Origin of the sequence: Phycicoccus sp. Soil803, assembly GCF_001429685.1 — a bacterium.
Lineage (GTDB): Bacteria > Actinomycetota > Actinomycetes > Actinomycetales > Dermatophilaceae > Pedococcus.
In genome coordinates this window covers 2,809,745-2,830,747 of record NZ_LMST01000001.1, presented here as the reverse complement: position 1 = coordinate 2,830,747, position 21,003 = coordinate 2,809,745, and the positions used below count along the sequence as shown (strand labels likewise).

18 protein-coding genes are annotated in these 21,003 nt (G+C 71.7%); all 18 read left to right on the top strand.

Annotated elements, in window-relative coordinates:
- Positions 1-367 precede the first annotated feature (367 nt).
- A complete protein-coding gene (gene mraZ / locus ASG95_RS13000) occupies positions 368-799 on the top strand; it encodes a division/cell wall cluster transcriptional repressor MraZ (RefSeq protein ID WP_056921187.1) in 432 nt (143 codons plus the stop codon).
- Between the two features lie 255 nt (positions 800-1,054).
- On the top strand, positions 1,055-2,065 hold the full coding sequence (gene rsmH / locus ASG95_RS12995; RefSeq protein WP_082592596.1) for a 16S rRNA (cytosine(1402)-N(4))-methyltransferase RsmH: 1,011 nt from the start codon (positions 1,055-1,057) through the stop codon (positions 2,063-2,065).
- Positions 2,062-2,709, top strand: coding sequence for a hypothetical protein (locus ASG95_RS12990; protein WP_057377736.1), 648 nt, complete (start codon positions 2,062-2,064; stop codon positions 2,707-2,709). Before rsmH ends, ASG95_RS12990 begins: the two co-directional genes overlap by 4 nt.
- A 76-nt stretch (positions 2,710-2,785) precedes the next feature.
- On the top strand, positions 2,786-4,918 hold the full coding sequence (locus ASG95_RS12985) for a penicillin-binding protein 2 (protein WP_235543856.1): 2,133 nt from the start codon (positions 2,786-2,788) through the stop codon (positions 4,916-4,918).
- Positions 4,919-4,935: 17 nt separating this feature from the next.
- On the top strand, positions 4,936-6,519 hold the full coding sequence (locus tag ASG95_RS12980) for a UDP-N-acetylmuramoyl-L-alanyl-D-glutamate--2,6-diaminopimelate ligase (RefSeq protein WP_056920674.1): 1,584 nt from the start codon (positions 4,936-4,938) through the stop codon (positions 6,517-6,519).
- Positions 6,516-7,964, top strand: coding sequence for a UDP-N-acetylmuramoyl-tripeptide--D-alanyl-D-alanine ligase (gene murF, locus ASG95_RS12975; protein ID WP_056920675.1), 1,449 nt, complete (start codon positions 6,516-6,518; stop codon positions 7,962-7,964). Before ASG95_RS12980 ends, murF begins: the two co-directional genes overlap by 4 nt.
- Positions 7,961-9,043, top strand: a complete 1,083-nt coding sequence (mraY, locus tag ASG95_RS12970; RefSeq protein WP_056920676.1) for a phospho-N-acetylmuramoyl-pentapeptide-transferase — start codon at positions 7,961-7,963, stop codon at positions 9,041-9,043. Before murF ends, mraY begins: the two co-directional genes overlap by 4 nt.
- Complete coding sequence (gene murD / locus ASG95_RS12965; protein WP_235543854.1) at positions 9,040-10,524, top strand: UDP-N-acetylmuramoyl-L-alanine--D-glutamate ligase; 1,485 nt, start codon at positions 9,040-9,042, stop codon at positions 10,522-10,524. The genes mraY and murD overlap by 4 nt, the downstream gene beginning before the upstream one ends.
- A 2-nt stretch (positions 10,525-10,526) precedes the next feature.
- Positions 10,527-11,807, top strand: coding sequence for a putative lipid II flippase FtsW (ftsW, locus tag ASG95_RS12960; RefSeq protein ID WP_056920678.1), 1,281 nt, complete (start codon positions 10,527-10,529; stop codon positions 11,805-11,807).
- A complete protein-coding gene (gene murG / locus ASG95_RS12955) occupies positions 11,807-12,922 on the top strand; it encodes an undecaprenyldiphospho-muramoylpentapeptide beta-N-acetylglucosaminyltransferase (RefSeq protein WP_056920679.1) in 1,116 nt (371 codons plus the stop codon). Before ftsW ends, murG begins: the two co-directional genes overlap by 1 nt.
- Entirely contained in the window at positions 12,919-14,355 is a 1,437-nt protein-coding gene (gene murC, locus ASG95_RS12950; protein ID WP_057377734.1) for a UDP-N-acetylmuramate--L-alanine ligase, read from the top strand. Before murG ends, murC begins: the two co-directional genes overlap by 4 nt.
- Entirely contained in the window at positions 14,352-15,119 is a 768-nt protein-coding gene (locus tag ASG95_RS12945) for a cell division protein FtsQ/DivIB (protein ID WP_057377733.1), read from the top strand. The genes murC and ASG95_RS12945 overlap by 4 nt, the downstream gene beginning before the upstream one ends.
- 342 nt (positions 15,120-15,461) lie before the next feature.
- Complete coding sequence (gene ftsZ / locus ASG95_RS12940; protein WP_057377732.1) at positions 15,462-16,712, top strand: cell division protein FtsZ; 1,251 nt, start codon at positions 15,462-15,464, stop codon at positions 16,710-16,712.
- A 115-nt stretch (positions 16,713-16,827) separates the two neighbouring features.
- The gene (pgeF, locus tag ASG95_RS12935) at positions 16,828-17,553 is read left to right on the top strand and encodes a peptidoglycan editing factor PgeF (protein ID WP_057377731.1); all 726 of its coding nucleotides are present in this window, start codon (positions 16,828-16,830) and stop codon (positions 17,551-17,553) included.
- Positions 17,550-18,257 (top strand): YggS family pyridoxal phosphate-dependent enzyme, encoded by a 708-nt coding sequence (locus tag ASG95_RS12930; RefSeq protein WP_057377730.1) that lies wholly within the window; start codon positions 17,550-17,552, stop codon positions 18,255-18,257. Before pgeF ends, ASG95_RS12930 begins: the two co-directional genes overlap by 4 nt.
- A 94-nt stretch (positions 18,258-18,351) precedes the next feature.
- Entirely contained in the window at positions 18,352-18,831 is a 480-nt protein-coding gene (locus ASG95_RS12925) for a cell division protein SepF (protein ID WP_056920685.1), read from the top strand.
- 42 nt (positions 18,832-18,873) lie between these two features.
- Positions 18,874-19,164, top strand: a complete 291-nt coding sequence (locus ASG95_RS12920; RefSeq protein WP_056920686.1) for a YggT family protein — start codon at positions 18,874-18,876, stop codon at positions 19,162-19,164.
- A gap of 85 nt (positions 19,165-19,249) precedes the next feature.
- Positions 19,250-20,545: a DivIVA domain-containing protein gene (locus ASG95_RS22275; RefSeq protein ID WP_057377729.1), complete on the top strand. Its 1,296-nt coding sequence runs from the start codon at positions 19,250-19,252 to the stop codon at positions 20,543-20,545.
- Positions 20,546-21,003: the final 458 nt, after the last annotated feature.

The window sequence follows — 21,003 nt, the reverse complement described above, 5'->3', positions numbered from 1 at the left end:
TTGCGTCCCGTCCGGGTGGTCGCTCGATCTTCCCCCACAACGCACCACCAAAACAGGGGGTATGCCGTGTCGTGACCTGTGAAGTCCGCTCGACCAGTCGTCCGGCGCCGCGGCGCCGCCGGATGCGAGCTCCCGGGGATGCCTGGCGCGCTCGTGGCCGGCCTTGGCGGCGGAGCCACGAGCCCCTGTGCGGCTCGGTTCTGGGAATTCCACACCACTTTCCACCACCCCTCTGACCTGCTAAAACATCGAACTAGGTGGGGGAATTGCGCCAAAGTGGCTGACCTGGCGGGTAACGGTGGAGTAAAGTGGGGGAAACGAGAGGGCCGTGGGGTCCTCGACCGGGTCGGCAGGGGAGGTGGGCGCGATGTTTCTCGGGACGCACAGCCCCCGACTCGACGACAAGGGCCGCCTGTTCCTGCCCGCCAAGTTCCGCGACCGGATGTCCGACGGGCTGGTCGTGACCAGGGGCCAGGAGCGCTGCCTCTACGTCTTCCCGATGGACGAGTTCCTGAAGGTGACCCAGCAGATGCAGGCGGCGCCCACCACGAGCAAGGCGGTCCGCGACTTCACCCGTGTCTTCCTCTCGGGCGCCTCCGACGAGGTGCCGGACAAGCAGGGCCGCGTCACGATCCCGGCCAACCTGCGCGCCTACGCGGGGCTGACCCGCGAGTGCACCGTCATCGGCGCCGGCTCCCGCGTCGAGGTCTGGGACACGAGCGCCTGGAACGCCTACCTCGAGTCCACCGAGCAGGGCTTCTCCGACCAGTCCGAGGAGGTCATCCCCGGACTCCTCTGACCCTGCCCCTGACCCAGCCCAACCCTTCTCACTGCAGTGCCCCTGGAGCCAGGTCTCCAGCCGCTTCGCTTCCCGGGACGACTTCCCCCGCCCCGGGCCGCATCCCTTGGAGCGGATGGAGACCTGACCGCAGGGCCACCCCAGCGCCGAGCCGAGCACCAGACCAGCAGCGCACCACCCGCAGCACCGCACCGAGACCACGCAGCACCAGCACCGAGACCACGCAGCACCAGCACCGTCCAGCAGGAGATGTCGATGAACGCACGAGGAATGGCCGCCGACCGGCACGTTCCCGTGCTTCGCGACCGAATCGTCGAGCTGCTGGCCCCGGCCCTCGAGGCGCCCGGCGCCGTCTACCTCGACGGCACCCTGGGCATGGGCGGCCACGCCGAGGCCATCCTCGAGCGCTGCCCCACTGCGCTCGTCGTGGGCATCGACCGCGACCAGGAGGCGCTGGGCCTCGCGGCCGAGCGGCTCGAGCCGTATGCCGGTCGCGTCACCTTCGTGCACGCCGTGTACGACGACGTGCCGCGGGCCCTCGAGGAGGCGGGCGTGGACCACGTCGACGCCGCCCTCTACGACCTGGGGGTGTCCTCGCTCCAGCTCGACGAGGCCGACCGCGGCTTCTCGTACAGCCAGGACGCACCACTCGACATGCGGATGGACCAGTCGGCCGGGCTCACCGCCGCCGAGGTGCTCAACACCTACGACGCGAGCGATCTCGAGGCGGTGCTGCGCGACTTCGGCGAGGAGCGGTTCGCCCGCAAGATCGTCGCGGCGATCGTCCGCGAGCGCGAGGCCGAGCCGTTCACCACCTCCGGCCGACTCGTCGACCTGCTCAAGAAGGTGGTGCCGGCCGCGTCGCAGAAGAGCGGGGGACACCCGGGCAAGCGCACCTTCCAGGCGCTGCGCATCGAGGTCAACGCCGAGCTGTCGGTCTGGGCGGCCGCCCTGCCGAACGCGATCGACGCCCTGGCGGTCGGTGGCCGCATCGCGGTCCTGTCGTACCACTCGCTCGAGGACCGGATCACCAAGCGCGTCCTCACCGCCGGCGCCAAGGGCAGCAGCCCCCAGGGGCTCCCGGTCGAGCTCCCCGAGCACGCGGCATACCTGCGGCTGCTGACCCGCGGCGCCGAAGAGGCGAGCGCCGAGGAGCAGGCCAGCAACCCCCGATCCGCCTCGGTGCGCCTGCGCGCCGCCGAGCGCACCCGAAGCACTCCTGCCACCGCTACCAACCGCAGCACCACGAAGGGAACGCACCGATGAGCCAGCAGACTGCGACGGCGAGGGTCGCATCTCGGGCACCTGCCCGGAGGGTCGCCCCTCCGCAACCGCTGCGGGTCGTCCCGGCCGCCGTCGGGCACCCGGGCAACGGCGTCTTCGCCGCGCTGTGCATGACCCTGCTGTGCGCGGGGCTGGTCGGGCTGCTCATGCTCAACACCGCCATGGCCGAGGGGTCGTTCACCCTCCACAACCTGCAGTCCACCTCCGGCGAGCTCGCCGACACCCAGGACGCGCTGACCCAGGCCATCGACGCCCAGCGCAGCCCCGCGCACCTCGCGACGCGGGCGACCCGGCTCGGCATGGTCCCGGCCGACTCCGCCGCCTTCCTGCGCCTCTCGGACGGCAAGGTCCTCGGCGTGGCGAAGCCGGCCAAGAAGGACCGCGGCTTTACCGTGGTGACGGCTCCTGCGGTGGCTTCGGCCAAGGCAGTGCAGGCAGGGACGACCAAGCGCACCGAGCCGTCGACCCGCGTCACGAAGAAGGGGGATGTGACGACGACGACCGTGGTGGTCACCAAGCCCGACGGCTCGGTCCAGACCACCGTGACGAGTGTCAACGCCAAGACCAAGACGACGACGAGCACCACGACCACCAAGGCGAAGCAGCCGGTCACCCCCGCTCGCTGACCCGAGCGCACCACACCCCCGACCACCCTCACCGACCACCCTCACCGACCACCCAGGACAGGACGCGAGGTACCCAGTGACGCAGACCCGAGGCAGCCGCCCCGGAGCCCCGCGCCCCACTGCGTCCTCGGGTCCGCGCCCGGCCCGCGCCGGCGCGCCACACCCCAAAGCCGGTGACCCGCGCAGCACGGCGGCGCGCAGGCCGCCCGGTGCCGGCCAGGCCCCCACGCCGGGCCCGAAGGCCACCAAGCCCACCAAGGCCACCAGACCCACCAAGCCAAAGCCGGCCAAGCCGGCCAAGCCGGTCAGGGCCGCATCGGCCAAACCGGCCCGCGCGGGCCAGCGACCGGCCTCGCCGCCGCGCCCGCCGGGTCGGCGGAAGGTCAGCCTCGACGGGTCCAGCCCGCGTCGCCGGATGCGCACCATGACGGTCGCGGTCCTGTTCATCTTCAGCATCTTCGGCGCCCAGCTGCTGCGCCTGCAGGGCTTCGACGCCTCGGCGGTCTCCAAGGACGCGCAGTCGTCGCGCACGGCGACGATCCCGCTGCCCGCCCTGCGTGGCTCGATCACCGACCGCAACGGCACCATCCTCGCCTCGAGCATCGAGCGACGCACCGTGACCGTCGACCAGACGGCGGTGCCCTTCTACAAGAAGACCGTCAACGGAAAGCTCAAGACGGTGGGCGTGGCCGGTGCCGCAGCCGACCTGTCGCCACTGCTCGGCATCCCGGTGGCCACCCTCACCAAGGAGCTGACCGGCGAGGCGAAGTACCGCATCCTGCAGAAGAACGTCACGCCGCTCAACTGGCGCAAGATCTCCGAGCTCGGCGTCAACGGGATCTACTCCGAGGCGACCTCCGACCGCGTCTACCCGACCTCGACCGCGGCCTCGGCCCTGGTCGGCTTTGTCCAGTCGGACGGCTCGGCCGGCGGCGGGCTCGAGGTCCTGATGGACAAGACCCTCAAGGGCAAGTCGGGCAAGACCATCTTCGAGCAGTCCCAGGACGGCCGGCCGATCCCGAACGCCCGCCAGGAGACGATCAACCCGGTGCCCGGTCGTGAGGTGCAGCTGACCATCGACTCCGACCTGCAGTGGTTCGCCCAGAATGCCGTGGCGCAGAAGGTGATCGAGACCCAGGCCCTCTCCGGGACGGTGGTCGTCGAGAACGTCAAGACCGGCGAATTGCTCGCCGTCGCGTCCTACCCGACCTTCGACCCCAACCAGCCCGGGCAGTCCAGTTCGAACTGGACCAACAAGGCGTTCAACGACGTCTACGAGCCCGGCTCGACCGGCAAGGTGATGACCGCCGCCGCCGCGATCGAGCAGGGGGTGGTCACGCCGTCCACCGTGGTCGAGGTGCCCAACCGGATCCGTCGCGCGGCCACCGAGTTCAAGGACAGCCACGACCACCCGACCGAGTACCTCACCTTCGCCGGGGTCCTCGCGCAGTCGAGCAACATCGGCACCATCCTGGCCGGCGAGAAGGTCAAGGCGTCGACGATGTACGACTACTTCAAGAAGTTCGGCCTGGGCCAGACCTCGGGGATGGGGTTCCCCGGTGAGGGGCCCGGCCTGCTGACCAACGTCAAGGACTGGAACGGCTCGCAGCGCTACACGGTGCTCTTCGGTCAGGGCCTGTCCGTCAACGCCCTGCAGGCCGCCGGGGTCTTCCAGACGATCGCCAACAACGGCGTCCGGATCCCCCCGCGGATCGTGGCCGCCACCGGTGACGGCAAGGGTGGTTTCACGCCTGCGGAGAAGCCGGCTCCGGTGAAGGTGGTCTCGCCCGAGACGGCCAAGCAGGTGCGCGACATGCTCGAGGGCGTCGTCGGCAAGGAGGGCACCGCGCCGGAGGCCAAGATCCCCGGCTACCGCGTGGCCGGCAAGACGGGCACCGCCGACCGCTACGACGCGCGGGTCGGTGGCTACTCGGGCAAGACCGCCAGCTTCATCGGGTTCGCTCCGGCCGACGACCCCGAGATCGTCGTCGCGGTCACGCTCCAGCGGCCGATCAAGGGCTACTTCGGTGGCGTGGTCGCCGGCCCGGTGTTCCACGACGTGATGACCTACGCGCTGCAGGAGCTCCAGATCCCGCCGACCGGCACGACCTCCCCGGTGGCGAAGATCCGCGTCGACAAGACCCCGGCCGCGGGTGACACCACCGTGCTCCGCGACCGGAGGTCTGGCGCATCCGGCGCGTCCCACTGACGGTAGGCTCGCTGTCCGTGTCATCACCCCGTCCGTCGTCCCCGCACGCCACCCTCGCGGCGGTCGCCTCGCTGGTCGACGGTGAGCTGGCCGGCGCCGACCGGGTGGTCACGGGCGTGACCCTCTCGTCGCAGGACGTGGTCGAGGGCGACCTCTACGCCGCCCTCCCCGGGGCCAACACCCACGGCGCGAGGTATGCCGCGGGGGCACGGGACGCCGGCGCGGTCGCCGTGCTCACCGACGCCGAGGGCGCCGCCGCGCTCGCCGCCGAGGGCCTCGACCTCCCGCGGGTCGTGGTCGAGGACCCGCGCAGCCACGTGGGCCAGGTGGCCTCGCTGGTCTACGGGACCGTCGACCTCCCGCTGCAGATGTACGGCGTGACCGGGACGAACGGCAAGACCACCACGGCCTACCTCGTCAACTCGGCCCTCATCGCGTTGGGCCACACGACCGGCCTCATCGGCACGGTCGAGACCCGCATCGGGGACGAGCGGATCAAGAGCGTCCGCACGACCCCCGAGGCCACCGTCCTGCACGCCCTCCTCGCGGTGATGACCGAGCGCGGCATCGACTCCTGCGTGATGGAGGTCTCGAGCCACGCGCTGAGCCAGCACCGGGTGGACGGGGTCGTCTACGACATCGCGCTGTTCACCAACCTGTCCCAGGACCACCTCGACTTCCACCCGACGATGCGCGACTACTTCCTGGCCAAGGCCGACCTGTTCACCCCCCAGCGGTCACGCACCGGCATCGTCTGCGTCGACGACGAGTGGGGCCGGGAGCTGGCCGCCACGATCTCCACGGTGCCCGTGACCACCGTCACCTCGCTGGCCGACGTCGACGCCGACTGGCGGCTCGTGGCGGGCGAGGAGGACCCGGCCACGTTCACGCTGTCCGACGGGTCAACGGCGCTGCACCTGCGCTCGGCCCTGCCGGGCGACTTCAACCGGGTCAACACCGCGATGGCCGCGCTGGCCCTGCTGGCTGCAGGGATCCCTGCCGACGACGCCGAGCGGGCCCTGCTCGTCGACCCGCACGTCCCGGGCCGGATGGAACGCGTGGTCGTGGAGCCGGCGGAGGGTCCCGCGACCGGCCCGGGCTCGGCCGACCTGCCGCTCGTCGTCGTCGACTACGCCCACACGCCCGATGCGGTCGCCGCGGCGCTCAAGGCGCTGCGGCCCGCGACGAGCGGACGTCTGGTCGTCGTGCTGGGCGCCGGGGGAGACCGCGACCGTGGCAAGCGGGCCGCGATGGGACGAGCCGCGGCCGAGGGCGCCGACCTGGTCGTCGTCACCGACGACAACCCGAGGTCAGAGGTCCCCGGAGCGATCCGCGCCGCGGTCCTCGACGGGGCCCGCGCCGCGGGCACCGCCGCAGAGCTGCGCGACGTCGAGGGGCGCGCGAGCGCCATCGCGCAGGCGGTCCGCGCCGCCCACGAGGCCGGCCCGGGCAGTGTCGTCGCCGTCGTCGGCAAGGGCCACGAGACCGGGCAGGAGATCGCCGGGACGGTGCACCCCTTCGACGACCGGGACGAGGCAAGACGCGCCCTCGACTCCCTGCTGGACCAGACCCCTCACGACCCGGACGGGGGAGCGCGATGATCCCGATGTCCCTGGCGCAGGTCGCCGAGGTCACCGGTGGACGCCTGCACGGTCTCGACGACCACGCCGCCGCGTCCCTGGTCGTCGACGGACCCGTCGTCACCGACTCCCGCGAGGCCGGTCCGGGTGGGCTCTACATCGCCCGGGTCGGTGAGCAGCTGGACGGTCACCAGTTCGTCGCCTCCGCCGCCGCGCTCGGCGCGGTGGCGGCCATGACCACCCGGCCGGTCGACGAGCTGCCCTGCGTGGTCGTCGACGACATCCAGGACGGGCTCGCGTCGCTGGCGCGCGCCGTCGTGGACCGTCACCCCGACCTCACCGTGATCGGCATCACCGGCTCGTCGGGCAAGACCTCCACCAAGGACCTGCTCGCCAGTGTGCTCTCCAGCGCCGCGCCCACCGTCGCCCCGGTCGGGTCGCTGAACTCCGAGGTGGGGGTGCCGCTGACCGTGTTCCGGGTCGAGCCGCAGACCCGGTTCCTCGTCGTGGAGATGGGCGCCAGGGGCGTCGGCCACATCGCCTACCTCACGCGAATCGCCCCGCCCCGCATAGGGATCGAGCTCAACGTCGGCTCCGCCCACGTGGGTGAGTTCGGGTCGCGCGAGGCGATCGCGGTGGCCAAGGCCGAGCTCGTGCAGGCACTGCCCGCCACCGGCCTCGCGGTGCTCAACGTCGACGACCCCGCCGTCCGAGCCATGGCCGCCAAGACCGACGCCCGCGTGCAGCTGGTGGGGTCCGGCGCGGAGGCCGACGTGCGGGCCACGGAGACCACCCTCGACGAGTCCGGACGGCCGAGCTTCCGGGTGACGACGCCCGACGCCAGCGCCCAGGTGACCCTGCCGCTGCACGGCGAGCACCACGTCGGCAACGCCCTGGCCGTCGTGGCCGCCGCCCTCGAGTGCGGCCTGGACCTGCCCGACATCGTCGCCGCCCTGGCCACCGCCACGCCTGCCTCGCGCTGGCGGATGGAGGTCACCGAGCGCGCCGACGGGGTGACCGTCGTCAACGACGCCTACAACGCCAACCCCGACTCCATGCGCGCCGCCCTCAAGGCGCTCGTGGCCATGGGTGGCGGGCGCGGCGGCGCCGACACCGCCCCGTCGCGACGGACCTGGGCCGTGCTCGGGTCGATGCTCGAGCTGGGTGACGACTCCACGGCCGAGCACGACGCGATCGGCCGGCTCGCCGTGCGGCTCAACATCGGCAGGCTCGTCGTGGTGGGGGACACCGCCAGGCCGATGGCCTCGGGTGCCCAGCACGAGGGATCGTGGGGCGACGAGGCGGTCTGGGTGCCCGACGCGGATGCCGCGTACGCCCTGCTCACCGAAGAACTTCGTCCCGGGGACGTCGTGTTGTTCAAGTCCAGCCGCGATGCCGGACTACGGTGGCTCGGAGACAGACTGGCCGGCAAGAGCGGCGACAACAGCGAGGAGGGCACGACGTGAAGGCGGTGCTGCTCGCTGCCGTCATCTCCCTCGTGGGCGCGCTGTTCGGCACCCCGATGTTCATCAAGTTCCTCGTCCGCCGCGGTTACGGCCAGTTCATCCGCGACGACGGACCCACCTCGCACCACACCAAGCGCGGCACGCCCACCATGGGTGGTGCGGTCATCATCGGCTCCAGCCTCGCGGCATACGGGCTGGCGCACGTGATCACCGGCACGCCACTGACGTGGAGCGGTGTGCTGGTGCTGTTCCTCATGGCCGGGCTGGGGCTGGTCGGGTTCCTCGACGACTACATCAAGATCACCAAGCAGCGCAGCCTCGGGCTGCGCTCGCGCGAGAAGCTGGCCGGCCAGACCCTCGTGGCGGTCGTGTTCGCCGTGCTGGTGCTGCAGTTCCCCAACACCAAGAACCGCACCCCGGGGTCGACGCACATCTCGTTCGTGCGTGACACACCCATCGACCTGGCCTTCGCCGGGACGCTGCTGGGCCTGATCCTCTTCATCATCTGGGCCAACATCATGATCGCGGGCACGTCCAACGGTGTGAACCTCACCGACGGCCTCGACGGGCTGGCGACCGGTGCCTCGGTGATGGTGTTCGCCGCCTACGTCCTCATCGGCATCTGGCAGGGCAACCAGAACTGCCAGACGACGCCGGGGCTCAAGTGCTACGAGGTCCGCGACTCGAGAGACCTCGCGGTGGTGGCCGCTGCCGCCATGGGCGCCTGCTTCGGCTTCCTCTGGTGGAACGCCTCCCCGGCCAAGATCTTCATGGGAGACACCGGATCCCTCGCGCTCGGCGGTGGGCTGGCGGGGCTGGCCATCACCACCCGCACCGAGCTGCTCGTCGTCATCCTGGGCGGCCTCTTCGTGACGATCACCCTCTCGGTGATCATCCAGGTCGGGTCGTTCAAGATGACCGGCAAGCGGGTCTTCCGGATGGCCCCGCTGCAGCACCACTTCGAGCTGCTCGGGTGGAACGAGGTCACCATCGTCATCAGGTTCTGGATCATCGCGGGGCTCTTCGTCGCGCTCGGACTCGGCCTGTTCTACGCCGAGTGGGTGGTGGGCGCAGCGTGAGTGGACGGCTCGACGGCCTCACCAGCGCCGGCGCCGACTGGAGCGGCATCCACGTGGTCGTCGCCGGTCTCGGGGTGAGCGGCTTCGCCGCCGCCGATGCGTTGCACGAGCGCGGCGCCCGGGTGGTCGCGGTCGACGGCGGGGACCCCGAGGTCAACACCGCCCTCGGGGAGCGGGCGCGGATCCTCGACATCCTCGGCGTGGACGTGCGCCTCGGTCCCGAGCACGTGACGGGTATGCCGGTCGGCCAGGTGCCCGACCTCGTCGTCACCTCACCGGGGTGGCGTCCCGACCAGCCGCTGCTCCTCGCAGCAGCGCAGGCCGGCCTCCCCGTCTGGGGCGAGGTCGAGCTGGCCTGGCGGATGCGCGCCGAGGTGGGCCCCGCGCCCTGGCTGACCATCACGGGGACCAACGGCAAGACGACGACGGTCGAGATGCTCGCCGCGATGCTGCGGGCCGCCGGCCTGCGCGCCACGGCGGCCGGCAACGTCGGCACCCCGATCCTCGAGGCGGTGCTCCACCCCCAGCCCTACGACGTCATCGCCGTCGAGCTGTCGAGCTTCCAGCTGCACTGGTCGGACTCGATCGCCCCCTACTCGTCGGCCTGCCTCAACGTCGCCCCCGACCACCTCGACTGGCACGGCTCGCTCGAGGAGTACCAACGGGCCAAGGGCAAGGTCTACGCGCGCACCAAGGTCGCCTGCGTCTACAACGTGCAGGACCCCGTCACCGAGCAGCTCGTCAGGGACGCGGAGGTGCAGGACGGCTGCCGCGCCATCGGTTTCACCCTGGGCACCCCGGGGCTGTCGATGGTGGGGGTCGTCGACGACATCCTCGCCGACCGCGCCTTCGTCGAGCAGCGCAAGACCTCCGCCGCCGAGCTGGCCACCCTCGACGACGTCCGTGGTGCTGCGGCGACGCTGGCGCCCCACAACCTCGCCAACGCCCTCGCGGCCGCGGCGCTGGCGCGGTCCTACGGTGTGGCGCCCCTGGCGGTCCGCGACGGGTTGCGTGCCTTCACGCCCGACCCGCACCGCATCGCCGACTGTGGTGAGGTCGACGGGGTCCGCTACGTCGACGACTCCAAGGCCACCAACCCGCACGCGGCGGCCGCGTCGCTGCACGCGTTCGAGCACGTGGTCTGGATCGCCGGCGGGCTGCTGAAGGGGGCCGAGGTCGACGACCTCGTGCGCGACGCCGTCGGGCAGCTGCGTGGCGTGGTGCTGATCGGGGCCGATCGCGCCAGGCTCGCCGAGGCGTTGGCCCGACACGCGCCGGATGTGCCGGTCGTCGAGGTGCCGAGCACGGACACTGGGGTCATGGAGACCGTCGTCGCGCGCGCAGCGGAGCTCGCCCAGCCGGGCGACGTCGTGCTGCTCGCGCCCGCGGCCGCCTCGATGGACATGTTCCCCAACTACGGTGCCCGGGGCGACGCCTTCGCCGCGGCGGTCGCCCGCCGCGCCGGGTCCGCGGGGGAGTAGCCGTGAGCAGTGCCACCGCCGCACCCCCACGGGCGCGGACCGCGTCGCGCGCCTCGGGGACGCCGGACGAGCAGGGCCGGGTCGGCGGCTGGCTCCAGCGGCTCGACTCGCCGGTGACGAGCTACTACGTGCTGCTCAGCGTCACGGTCGTGCTCGTGGTCATCGGGCTGATCATGGTGCTGTCCGCCTCGTCGGTGAAGTCCCTGGTGCAGACCGACAACGCGACGCCCTACGTCTTCTTCCGCAAGCAGCTGCAGTTCGCCGCGATGGGCGCGATCGCCATCATCGTGGCCTCGCGGGTGCCCCTGCGCGCGTGGAAGGCGCTGTCGGTGCCGATCCTCGTGGGCGCCCTCTTCCTCCAGCTCCTCGTCTTCACCCCGCTCGGCGTGTCCGTGAACGGCAACCGCAACTGGCTCGCCGTGGGCCCGATCTCGCTCCAGCCGTCGGAGTTCGCCAAGGTCGGCCTCGTGCTGGTCGGGGCCACGGTGCTGACCGCCAAGCGCAAGCTGCTCGGCCGGATGGGGCACGTGGTCATCCCGTTCCTGTTCCCGGTGTCGGCCGTGACGATCGGGCTGGTGCTGCTCGGCCACGACCTCGGCACCGTCATGGTGATGGGCGGCATCGTCGCGGCCCTGCTCTTCGCGGCGGGAGTGCCGCGCCGGATGTTCGTCTACGGCGGGGCGCTCTTCGGTGCCCTGGCGGTGACGATGGTGATCACGAGCGCCAACCGGCTGCAGCGCTTCGACGTGTGGCTGGGCAAGGACACCAACCCCTACGGCGGCTACCGCCAGACCCTCCACGGGCGCTACGCACTGGCCGACGGCGGCTGGTGGGGTGTCGGCCTCGGGGCCAGCCGGGAGAAGTGGCAGTGGCTGCCGGAGGCGCACAACGACTTCATCTTCGCGATCCTCGGCGAGGAGCTCGGGCTGCCGGGCACCCTCGTGCTGCTCGGGTTGTTCTGCGCCCTGGCGCTGGTCTGCTACCGGATCGTGGTGCGCTCCGACGACACCTTCGTCCGGGTCGCGACCGCCGGGGTGATGGCCTGGATCGTCTGCCAGGCCACCATCAACATCGGCGCGGTGATCGGGCTGCTGCCCGTCATCGGTGTCCCGCTCCCGCTGGTGTCCTACGGCGGGTCCTCACTGATGACCACGATGTTCGCCCTCGGCATGCTGCTGTCCTTCGCCCGCCAGGAGCCCGGCTGCCGTGAGGCGCTGTCGGCGAAGCCCTCCGTGGTCCGCCGTTCGCTGGCTGTCCTGCCGGGGCGTCGGGGACGTCGCTGATGCCTGCTGACTCTCCCTCGTCGGTCCTGCTGGCCGGTGGTGGGACGGCTGGTCACGTCTCGCCCCTGCTCGCCCTGGCCGACTGCCTGCGTCGCCGCGACCCCGACATCACCGTCACCGCCCTGGGCACCGAGTCGGGCCTCGAGGCGCGGCTGGTCCCCGAGCGCGGCTACCCGCTGATGACCGTCCCGAAGGTGCCCCTGCCCCGCAGGCCCTCAGCGGACCTGCTGCGCCTGCCCGGCAACCTGCGCGCCGCCGTCGCCGCGGCCGAGCAGGCCATCGAGCAGACCGGTGCCCAGGTCGTCGTCGGTTTCGGCGGCTACGTCTCCACCCCCGCCTACCTCGCGGCCCGGCGTCGGCACGTCCCGGTGGTGGTGCACGAGCAGAACGCCCGACCGGGGCTCGCCAACCGCCTCGGGGCGCGGATGACGCGGTTCGTCGCGACCACGTTCGCGAGCACCAAGCTCCCCCACGCGACCGCCATCGGCATGCCGCTGCGCCGCGAGATCACCCAGCTCGACCGGGTCGCCGCGCGCGGCGAGGGACTCGCGCACTTCGGCCTCGACCCGCTGTGGCCCACGGTCCTGGTGACGGGCGGCTCGCTCGGGGCACAGCGCCTCAACACCGCCTTCGAGGCGCGCGTGGACGCGTTGCGGGCATCGGGGGTGCAGGTCCTGCACCTGACCGGTGCCGGCAAGGAGTTCGAGGTCGCCACCGGCGGTCCCGGAGCCCCCTACGTCGTCGCTCCCTACGCCGACCGGATGGACCTCGCGTATGCCGCGGCCGACCTCGTGGTGGCCCGCGCCGGTGCCAACACCGTGTGCGAGCTGACCGCGGTCGGGCTCCCGGCGGTCTACGTGCCCCTGCCGATCGGCAACGGCGAGCAGCGCTTCAATGCTGCTGACGTCGTGGCCGCTGGTGGTGGGCTGCTGGTGGAGGATGCGGCGCTGACCCCGGCCTGGATCGACAGCACCCTGGTGCCGCTGGTGTCCGACCGCGAGCGCCTCGATGCCATGGCGGCGGCCTCGGCAGCGACGGGGGAGCGGGGCGCCGACGAGCTCCTCGCCGACATGGTGGTCGCCGCCTACGCACAATCCGTTGCGGGGCAACGATGAACGGCTCCAACGACCGCTTCGACTTCACCGCGCCAGTCCCTCCGCTGGACGAACTGGGGGCGATCCATTTCATCGCCATCGGCGGGGCCGGCATGTCCGGCGTGGCCCGCGTGATGCTCGCGCGCGGCTGCTCGGTGAGCGGGTCCGACGCGAAGCAGTCGCCGGTGCTCGCGGCGCTCGCCGCCGAGGGGGCGGACGTCCACGTCGGCCACGACGCGGCATACGTGGAGGGCAAGGACACCGTCGTGATCTCCTCGGCGATCCGCGAGTCCAACATCGAGCTCGTGGCAGCGCGCGCAGCCGGCCTCCGGGTGCTGCACCGCTCGCAGGCGCTGGCCAGCACGATGGCCGACTCGCGCCGGGTCGCCGTCGCCGGCGCCAACGGCAAGACGACGACCACGTCGATGCTCACCGTCGCACTCCAGCACTGCGGCGTCGACCCGTCGTTCGCCGCCGGCGGGGAGCTCGCGAAGCATGGCACCAACGCCCACTGGGGGACCGGTGAGGTCTTCGTGGCCGAGGCCGACGAGAGCGACGGCTCGTTCCTCGTCTACCGACCCGAGGTCGCGGTCGTGACGAACGTGCAGCCCGACCACCTCGACTTCTACGGGACCTTCGAGCGGGTCAAGGAGGCCTACGCCGCGTTCGCCGCCACGGTCCTGCCCGGCGGCCTGCTCGTGGCCTGCGAGGACGACGAGGGCTCCCGCGAGCTCGCTCGGCTGGCCCGCGCCTCGGGCACCCGCGTGCTGACCTACGGCTGGTCGACCGACGCCGACGTGGTCCTGCGCGGCGAGGTGTTCCGCGGCCTGATGGGCCGGGTGACCGTCACCGGTCAGGACCTTGTCGACCGCAACCTGCGGATCAACATCCCGGGACGGCACAACCTCCTCAACGCCGCTGCCGCCTACACCGTGGCCGTCGACGGGCTCGGCCAGGACCCCACCCGCGTCCTCGACGGGCTGTTCGGGTTCACCGGCACGCGCCGCCGGTTCGAACCCAAGGGGGCGGCGGCCGGGGTCTCCGTGGTCGACGACTACGCGCACAACCCCGGCAAGGTCGCCGCGGTGGTCGGCACCGGCGCCGAGCTGGCGGGTGACGGCCGCCTCGTCGTGGTCTTCCAGCCGCACCTCTACTCCCGGACCCGCGACTTCGCCCACGAGTTCGCCGCGGCCCTCGCGCCGGCCGACGTGGTCGTCCTCATGGAGGTCTACGCCGCGCGCGAGGACCCGATGCCGGGGGTCTCGTCGCAGCTCGTCGCCGACGCCCTGCGCGAGCTGCGTCCCGACGCCGACGTCTCGGTCGTCTCCTCCTGGTCGGCCGTGGCCGGCCACGTGGCGGGGCTGGCCCGGGCCGACGACCTCGTCCTCACCGTGGGGGCCGGGGACGTGACGATGATCGGGCCCGAGATCCTGCGCGCCCTCGGCCAGGCATGAGCCAGCACCCCGGTTCGTCGGGTCACCGACCGGCGACCCGCACCGGTCTCGCGTCGTCCAGGGCCAGGTTCCAGCGGCGCGCCCACGAGGTGCGCCAGCGACCGCTGCGGCTCCTCGGGTATGCCGCGGCGGCCCTCGTCGTGGTCGCCCTCCTCGGGTGGGTGGTCGGTTTCAGCCCGGTCCTGGCGGTGCGCACCGTGGAGGTCGTGGGGGTGCCCGAGTCGGAGGTGGCCGCCATCCGCGCGGTGGCGAAGGTGCCACTCGGCCAGCCCCTGGCCCGGGTCGACAGCGCCGCCGTCGCGGCCCGGGTGGCCGAGCGGGCGACCGTCGCCGACGTGTCGATCGAGCGCTCCTGGCCCAGCACGCTGGTCATCCACGCGAGCCCGCGCCAGCCCTTCCTCGTGGTCAAGAACCCTCAAGGTCAACTACAGGTTGTGGATGAGACGGGGGTCGCGTACGCCCACGTCAGCAAGGCTCCGGCCGGGGTGCCGACCGTCAACGCCGCCACCCAGGCGGCCCTGTCACCCGACGCCCTCGCAGCGGCGGTCAGCGTCGTGAAGGTGCTGCCCGCGACCCTGCAGAAGCGGGTCGGCAACGTCACGGTCAGCAGCGCCAACCTGGTCACCCTCAAGATCGGGCGCACCTCGATCGTCTGGGGCGGGGTCGACGAGCCCGAGCGCAAGCTGGCCATCATGACGGCCTTGCTCAAGGGCCACCCGAAGCTCATCGACGTGAGCGCTCCGAGCACGCCGGTGACCCGCTGAGGCCCGAGCGAGACGGTGGTCCGGGGGGCAGTCCGAGCCGTGCCAGAATGGGGCTCGTGGGGCGGATGTGACCACTGTTACGGCCTGTGGCGTGCCGGTCGTGACAAACCTCGAAATCGGGCCAATCCGTGCTGCGACACGCGGCCGACCTCGTTGCCTGCGACCCATGTGACACATAGCGTCGGCGCCATCAGATCGTGGGCGATTTGTAACCCTCAACTAGACGTCGAGGCTCAGTTCGCCCGAAAGACGCTCCACCTCAGCACCCACCACAGCCCCACCACGGACTTCGTCCGCAGGGACGACCACCACCAGCACCGCATTCAGGAGAGGCCCACCGCCGTGGCAGCACCGCAGAACTACCTGGCCGTCATCAAGGTCGTCGGCATCGGCGGTGGTGGCGTCAACGCCATCAACCGCATGATCGAGGTCGGCCTCAAGGGCGTCGAATTCATCGCCATCAACACCGACGCGCAGGCGCTGCTCATGAGTGACGCGGACGTCAAGCTCGACGTGGGTCGCGAGCTCACCCGTGGCCTCGGTGCGGGCGCCGACCCGGAGGTCGGCAAGAAGGCCGCCGAGGACCACGCGGAAGAGATCGAGGAGGTGCTCAAGGGCGCCGACATGGTCTTCGTCACCGCCGGTGAGGGTGGTGGCACGGGCACCGGGGGTGCGCCCGTCGTCGCCAAGATCGCCAAGGGTCTGGGCGCCCTGACGATCGGGGTCGTGACGCGGCCGTTCACCTTCGAGGGTCGTCGGCGGGCCAACCAGGCCGAGACCGGTATCGCCAACCTCCGCGAGGAGGTCGACACCCTCATCGTCATCCCCAACGACCGACTGCTGTCGATCAGCGACCGCACGGTCAGCATGCTCGACGCCTTCCGCTCCGCCGACCAGGTCCTGCTCTCCGGTGTCCAGGGCATCACCGACCTGATCACCACGCCGGGCCTGATCAACCTCGACTTCGCCGACGTCAAGTCCGTGATGCAGGGAGCCGGCTCGGCCCTGATGGGGATCGGCTCGTCCCGCGGTGACGACCGGGCCGTCCAGGCCGCCGAGCTGGCCATCTCGAGCCCGCTGCTCGAGGCGAGCATCGACGGCGCCCACGGGGTCCTGCTCTCGATCCAGGGTGGCAGCGACCTCGGCCTGTTCGAGATCAACGAGGCGGCCCGACTGGTGCAGGAGGCCGCCCACCCCGAGGCCAACATCATCTTCGGTGCCGTCATCGACGACGCCCTCGGTGACGAGGTGCGCGTGACCGTGATCGCTGCCGGGTTCGACGGGGGCGCCCCGCTGAAGCGCGAGAACGACCGCGCGATCGGCCAGATCCAGGGATCGCAGCGGGCGGCCCAGGAGACCGCCGGACACTCGACCCCGGCCGCCGCTGCTCCGCCCGCCCCGGCAGCGCCCGCCCCGGCACCGCAGGCTGCTCCCCAGCCGGCCGCCCCGGCCCCGGTCGAGGACGGCCCGGTGACGACGTCACACCCCAACGGGGTCGAGCCGGTGACGCCGCGCGAGCCCGCCGGTCGGCCGCCGAGGACCGTCACGTTCGACGAGGGCGACGACCTCGACGTGCCCGACTTCTTGAAATAGGCACCGTGTGAAGTAGGCACCGTCTGGAGTAGGCGCAGCCTCGAGCAGGCAGCCACACACTCCGACAGGGGCGCCGGACCGCACTGGTCCGGCGCCCCTGTCGTAGGTTGGGCCGGTGTTCTACTGGCGCCAGCAGACTGGTCGTGTGTCGTGGGCCTTCACCGACCGTGGCGGTGGCAGCAGCTCCGGCGACTTCGACTCCCTGAACCTCGGTGGTCACGTGGGTGACGACGAGGCGGCGGTGGAGGCCAACCGCAAGGCGGTGGCCGGCGTGACCGGTGTCGAGCGCGACCACCTGCTCTTCCTGCAGCAGTGTCACGGGGCGGACGTCGTCGTGGCCGACGGACCGTGGGACGCGGGTGGCCCGCCACCGGCCGACGGAGTGGTCACCGCGACGGCCGGGCTCGCCCTGGCCGTGCTGGTCGCCGACTGCACGCCGGTCCTCCTCGCCGACGTCGACACCGGAGTGGTCGGTGCGGTGCACGCCGGCCGGCCGGGGATGACCGCCGGGATCGTCGACGTCGCGGTCGAGCGGATGCGCGAGCTCGGCGCCCGCGACCTGCGTGCCGTCGTCGGGCCCTCGATCTGCGCCCGCTGCTACGAGGTGCCGGAGGAGCTGCGGGCCGCGGCCGCCGCGGTGGCGCCCGAGGCGTCAGCGCGTTCGTGGTCGGGCACGCCCGCGATCGACGTGGCCGCCGGCGTGGTCGCGCAGCTCGTGGCGAACAACGTTGCGGTGCAATGGGTTCCGGGGTGTGCGCGCGAGGACGAGAGACTGTTCTCCTACCGTCGCGACGGGCGCACCGGGCGGTATGCCGGTGTCGTCGTGGCCGGTGCGCCGTGAGCTCCGACGCGGGTCGGCGCGCCGAGCTCGAGCGCAACCTCGCGACCGTGCGCGCTCGCGTCGAGGCCGCGTGCGACCTCGCGCGGCGCGACCCCTCCGAGGTGTCGTTGGTCGCGGTGACCAAGTTCTTCCCGGCCAGCGACGTCGACCTCCTCGCCGAGCTCGGGGTCGGCGCGATCGGCGAGAACCGCGACCAGGAGGCCTCGGTCAAGGTCGCCGAGCTGCGCAGCAGGGGAGACCTCGAGGTGCACTTCATCGGACAGCTCCAGACCAACAAGGCGAGCTCGGTCGTGTCGTATGCCGACGTCGTCCAGTCGGTCGACCGCCCCAAGCTGGTCGCGGCCCTCGACCGCGCCGCGGCGGCGCGCGGGGTCCGGCCGGCCGTCCTCGTGCAGGTCTCGCTCGACGAGCCGCCCGACCGTGGCGGGGTCGAGCCCGGGGGAGCGGCAGCCCTCGCCGACCAGGCGGCGGCGTGCGAGCACCTCGAGCTGCGCGGGGTCATGGCGGTGGCTCCCTTGGGAGGCGACCCCGACGCGGCCTTCGCCCGGCTCGCGGAGGTGGCCCGCGGCATACGGGAGGCGCATCCCGAGGCGTCGTGGGTCTCGGCGGGCATGAGTGGTGACCTCGAGGCCGCGGTCGCGCACGGCGCGACACACCTGCGTGTCGGAAGCGCAATCCTCGGTTCTCGCCAGTCACACCGGTAACTTCAGTCCCGAACATGGTGACCTCGCGGATCGATGTCCGCCGCACGGGGAAACGCTGACAACGGTAGGCACGCAAACCAAAGGGAGCTCGCACATGGCTGGGGCGCTGCGCAAGACGATGGTGTACCTCGGGCTCGCCGAGGACGACGAGCGCTATGACGGGTACGACGAGTACGACTACGACGAGCCGGCCCGCCAGGAGGCCCCGGCCGAGCGTTCGGCTGCCGTCACGCCACTGCCGCAGCGCACGCCCGTGGCCCGGGTCGTCCGCGATGTCGAGGTGGGTGCCCTGAACCGGATCACCACGATCCACCCGCGCACCTACAACGAGGCCAAGAACATCGGCGAGAGCTTCCGTGACGGCACTCCCGTCATCATGAACCTCTCCGACATGGACGACTCCGACGCCAAGCGCCTCGTCGACTTCGCCGCGGGTCTCGTCTTCGGCCTGCACGGCCAGATCGAGCGGGTCACCTCGAAGGTGTTCCTGCTGTCGCCGGCTCACGTCGAGGTCTCGGCCGAGGAAGGTCCGGCGGCTCCCACCGCCGCCCGCGGCCTGTTCAACCAGAGCTGACCCACACAGCCCACGCCAAGCCCACCATGACAGGGTGAGCCCATGCAGCTGCTGGGTGACAACATCATCGCGAGCGTCGTTCGCTTCGCCGTCTTCCTGTTCTTCGTCATCCTGCTCGGGCGCCTGGTCCTCGACTGGGTGCAGGCGTTCGCCCGGGACTGGAGACCGCGCGGCCCGCTGCTGGTCGTCGCGGAGCTCGTCTACACGGTCACCGACCCGCCCCTGAAGGCGCTGCGTCGGGTCATCCCGCCGTTGACCCTCGGCACCCTGCGGCTCGACCTGGCCTTCCTCGTCCTGATGGTCGGAACCTCTCTCCTCATGAGCATCCTCTAGTCGCCGGATCCTCTAGGCTGGCCCCTGACCCAGACTCTGGGATGCTTGACCCGCTCTGCTCATGCCAGCCAACCGAGGTGACTACATGACGCTCACGCCTGAGGACGTCCTCAACAAGAACTTCACGCCGACGCAGTTCCGGCGTGGCTACGACGAGCGCGAGGTGGACGACTTCCTCGACGAGGTGGTCGCCGAGATGCGCCGCATCGTCAAGGAGGGTGACGACCTCCGCGACCAGCTCAACGACTGTCGCCAGACCAAGGGCATGCCCACGGTCGCCAAGGCCGACCCGAACGCCGCGGCCACCAAGGCAGCGGACGCCAAGGCGGCCGAGGAGGCCGAGGCCAAGGCGAACCGCGAGGCGCAGGACCGCCTCGCCGCGATCGCCGCCAAGGCCGAGGAGGCCGAGAAGGCAGCCCAGGCTCGGATCGCCGCGGCCCTCGCGAAGGCGGAGGAGGCCGAGAAGACCGCGCAGGCGCGCGCCGACGAGGCAGAGCAGGCCGCCCAGGGCCGGATCTCCGACACGGAGAAGGGTGCGCAGGAGCGCGCCAAGGCCGTCGAGGCCCGCGCCAAGGAGGCCGAGGAGCGTGCCGCGGCCGCGGAGCAGCGCCTCGCCGAGGCCCAGGAGCAGGCCGAGGCGGTGCAGCGCCAGGCCGAGGAGGCCCAGCGCCAGGCCGAGGAGGCCCGCCAGCAGGCGGAGGAGGCCCAGCGCGTCAGCGCCGAGCAGGTCGCAGCAGCGCAGGCCGCGCAGCAGCAGGCCGAGCAGGCCGCAGCGCAGGCGGCCCAGCAGGCCACGCAGGCGCAGGCGGCCCCGGTCGAGCAGAACGCCCCCGCAGCCCTCGGTGCCGCAGCGGCGGGCGGGGGCGCCAGCGCGGCGGCCCTGCTCGAGATGGCCCAGCGACTGCACGACGAGCACGTCGGCCAGGGTGAGTCCACCCGTGACCGGCTCATCGCCGAGGCCCAGGCCCGGCACGACGAGCTGGTCGGCGAGGGGCAGAACAAGCACGACGAGCTCCTGTCGGTCGGTCAGAACCGGCACGACGAGCTGCTCGCCACCGCGCAGAACCGGCACGACCAGCTCGTCAGCGAGGCCACCACCAAGCACGAGCAGATGATCACCGAGGCGCGCGAGCGGTCGACGGGGATGGTCCACGAGGCGCAGCAGAAGAAGGCGCAGATCCTCGAGGAGCTCTCCCGCGAGCGCAACCTGCTCGAGAAGAAGATCGACGAGCTGCGCACCTTCGAGCGCGACTACCGTGCGCGGCTCAAGAACTACATCGAGGAGCAGCTCGCTGACCTCGAGCAGACCGGTGTGGAGCCCGCGGAGGCCGGCGACGACGAGTCGCAGGGCGACGAGGAGCAGCACTCCGACCAGCAGTAGCCAGCCGGTCGGTCACTGGCAGCAGGGCCTGAGGAAGGGCGCTCACCGCATCGCGGTGGGCGCCCTTCGCCGTCCATCGGCCCCGCCACTGCAACGGATTCGGCCCCAAATGCGTTTTGGCGTTGAGTACGCAGCGTCCAGCGCTTATCCTCACCGCACCTGTGAGCGCTCGTCTAGGAGCGCCATGCGACCGAGGGGCCGGGCACACCATGGTTCAAAAGGCGAGAGCCGCAACGAAGTCTGCAGCGACCAGCAAGGCTTCCAGCGCCACCAGGACCGCCCCCGCGAAGAAGGCTTTGTCCGCCAAGAAGGCGGCCCCGGCCACGAAGGCTGCACCGGCGAAGAAGGCGGCACCCGCCAAGAAGGCGGCACCGGCGAAGAAGGCTGCACCCGCCAAGAAGGCGGCACCGGCCAAGAAGGCTGCACCGGCCAAGAAGGCTGCACCCGCCAAGAAGGCT

Coding starts and splice junctions, on each gene's coding strand:
- ASG95_RS12990 (WP_057377736.1), top strand. CDS start 2,062: ATGAGCCAGCAGACTGCGACGGCGAGGGTCGCATCTCGGGCACCTGCC.
- rsmH (WP_082592596.1), top strand. CDS start 1,055: ATGAACGCACGAGGAATGGCCGCCGACCGGCACGTTCCCGTGCTTCGC.
- ASG95_RS12945 (WP_057377733.1), top strand. CDS start 14,352: ATGAGCCAGCACCCCGGTTCGTCGGGTCACCGACCGGCGACCCGCACC.
- murG (WP_056920679.1), top strand. CDS start 11,807: ATGCCTGCTGACTCTCCCTCGTCGGTCCTGCTGGCCGGTGGTGGGACG.
- ASG95_RS12920 (WP_056920686.1), top strand. CDS start 18,874: ATGCAGCTGCTGGGTGACAACATCATCGCGAGCGTCGTTCGCTTCGCC.
- ASG95_RS22275 (WP_057377729.1), top strand. CDS start 19,250: ATGACGCTCACGCCTGAGGACGTCCTCAACAAGAACTTCACGCCGACG.
- murF (WP_056920675.1), top strand. CDS start 6,516: ATGATCCCGATGTCCCTGGCGCAGGTCGCCGAGGTCACCGGTGGACGC.
- mraZ (WP_056921187.1), top strand. CDS start 368: ATGTTTCTCGGGACGCACAGCCCCCGACTCGACGACAAGGGCCGCCTG.
- murC (WP_057377734.1), top strand. CDS start 12,919: ATGAACGGCTCCAACGACCGCTTCGACTTCACCGCGCCAGTCCCTCCG.
- ASG95_RS12925 (WP_056920685.1), top strand. CDS start 18,352: ATGGCTGGGGCGCTGCGCAAGACGATGGTGTACCTCGGGCTCGCCGAG.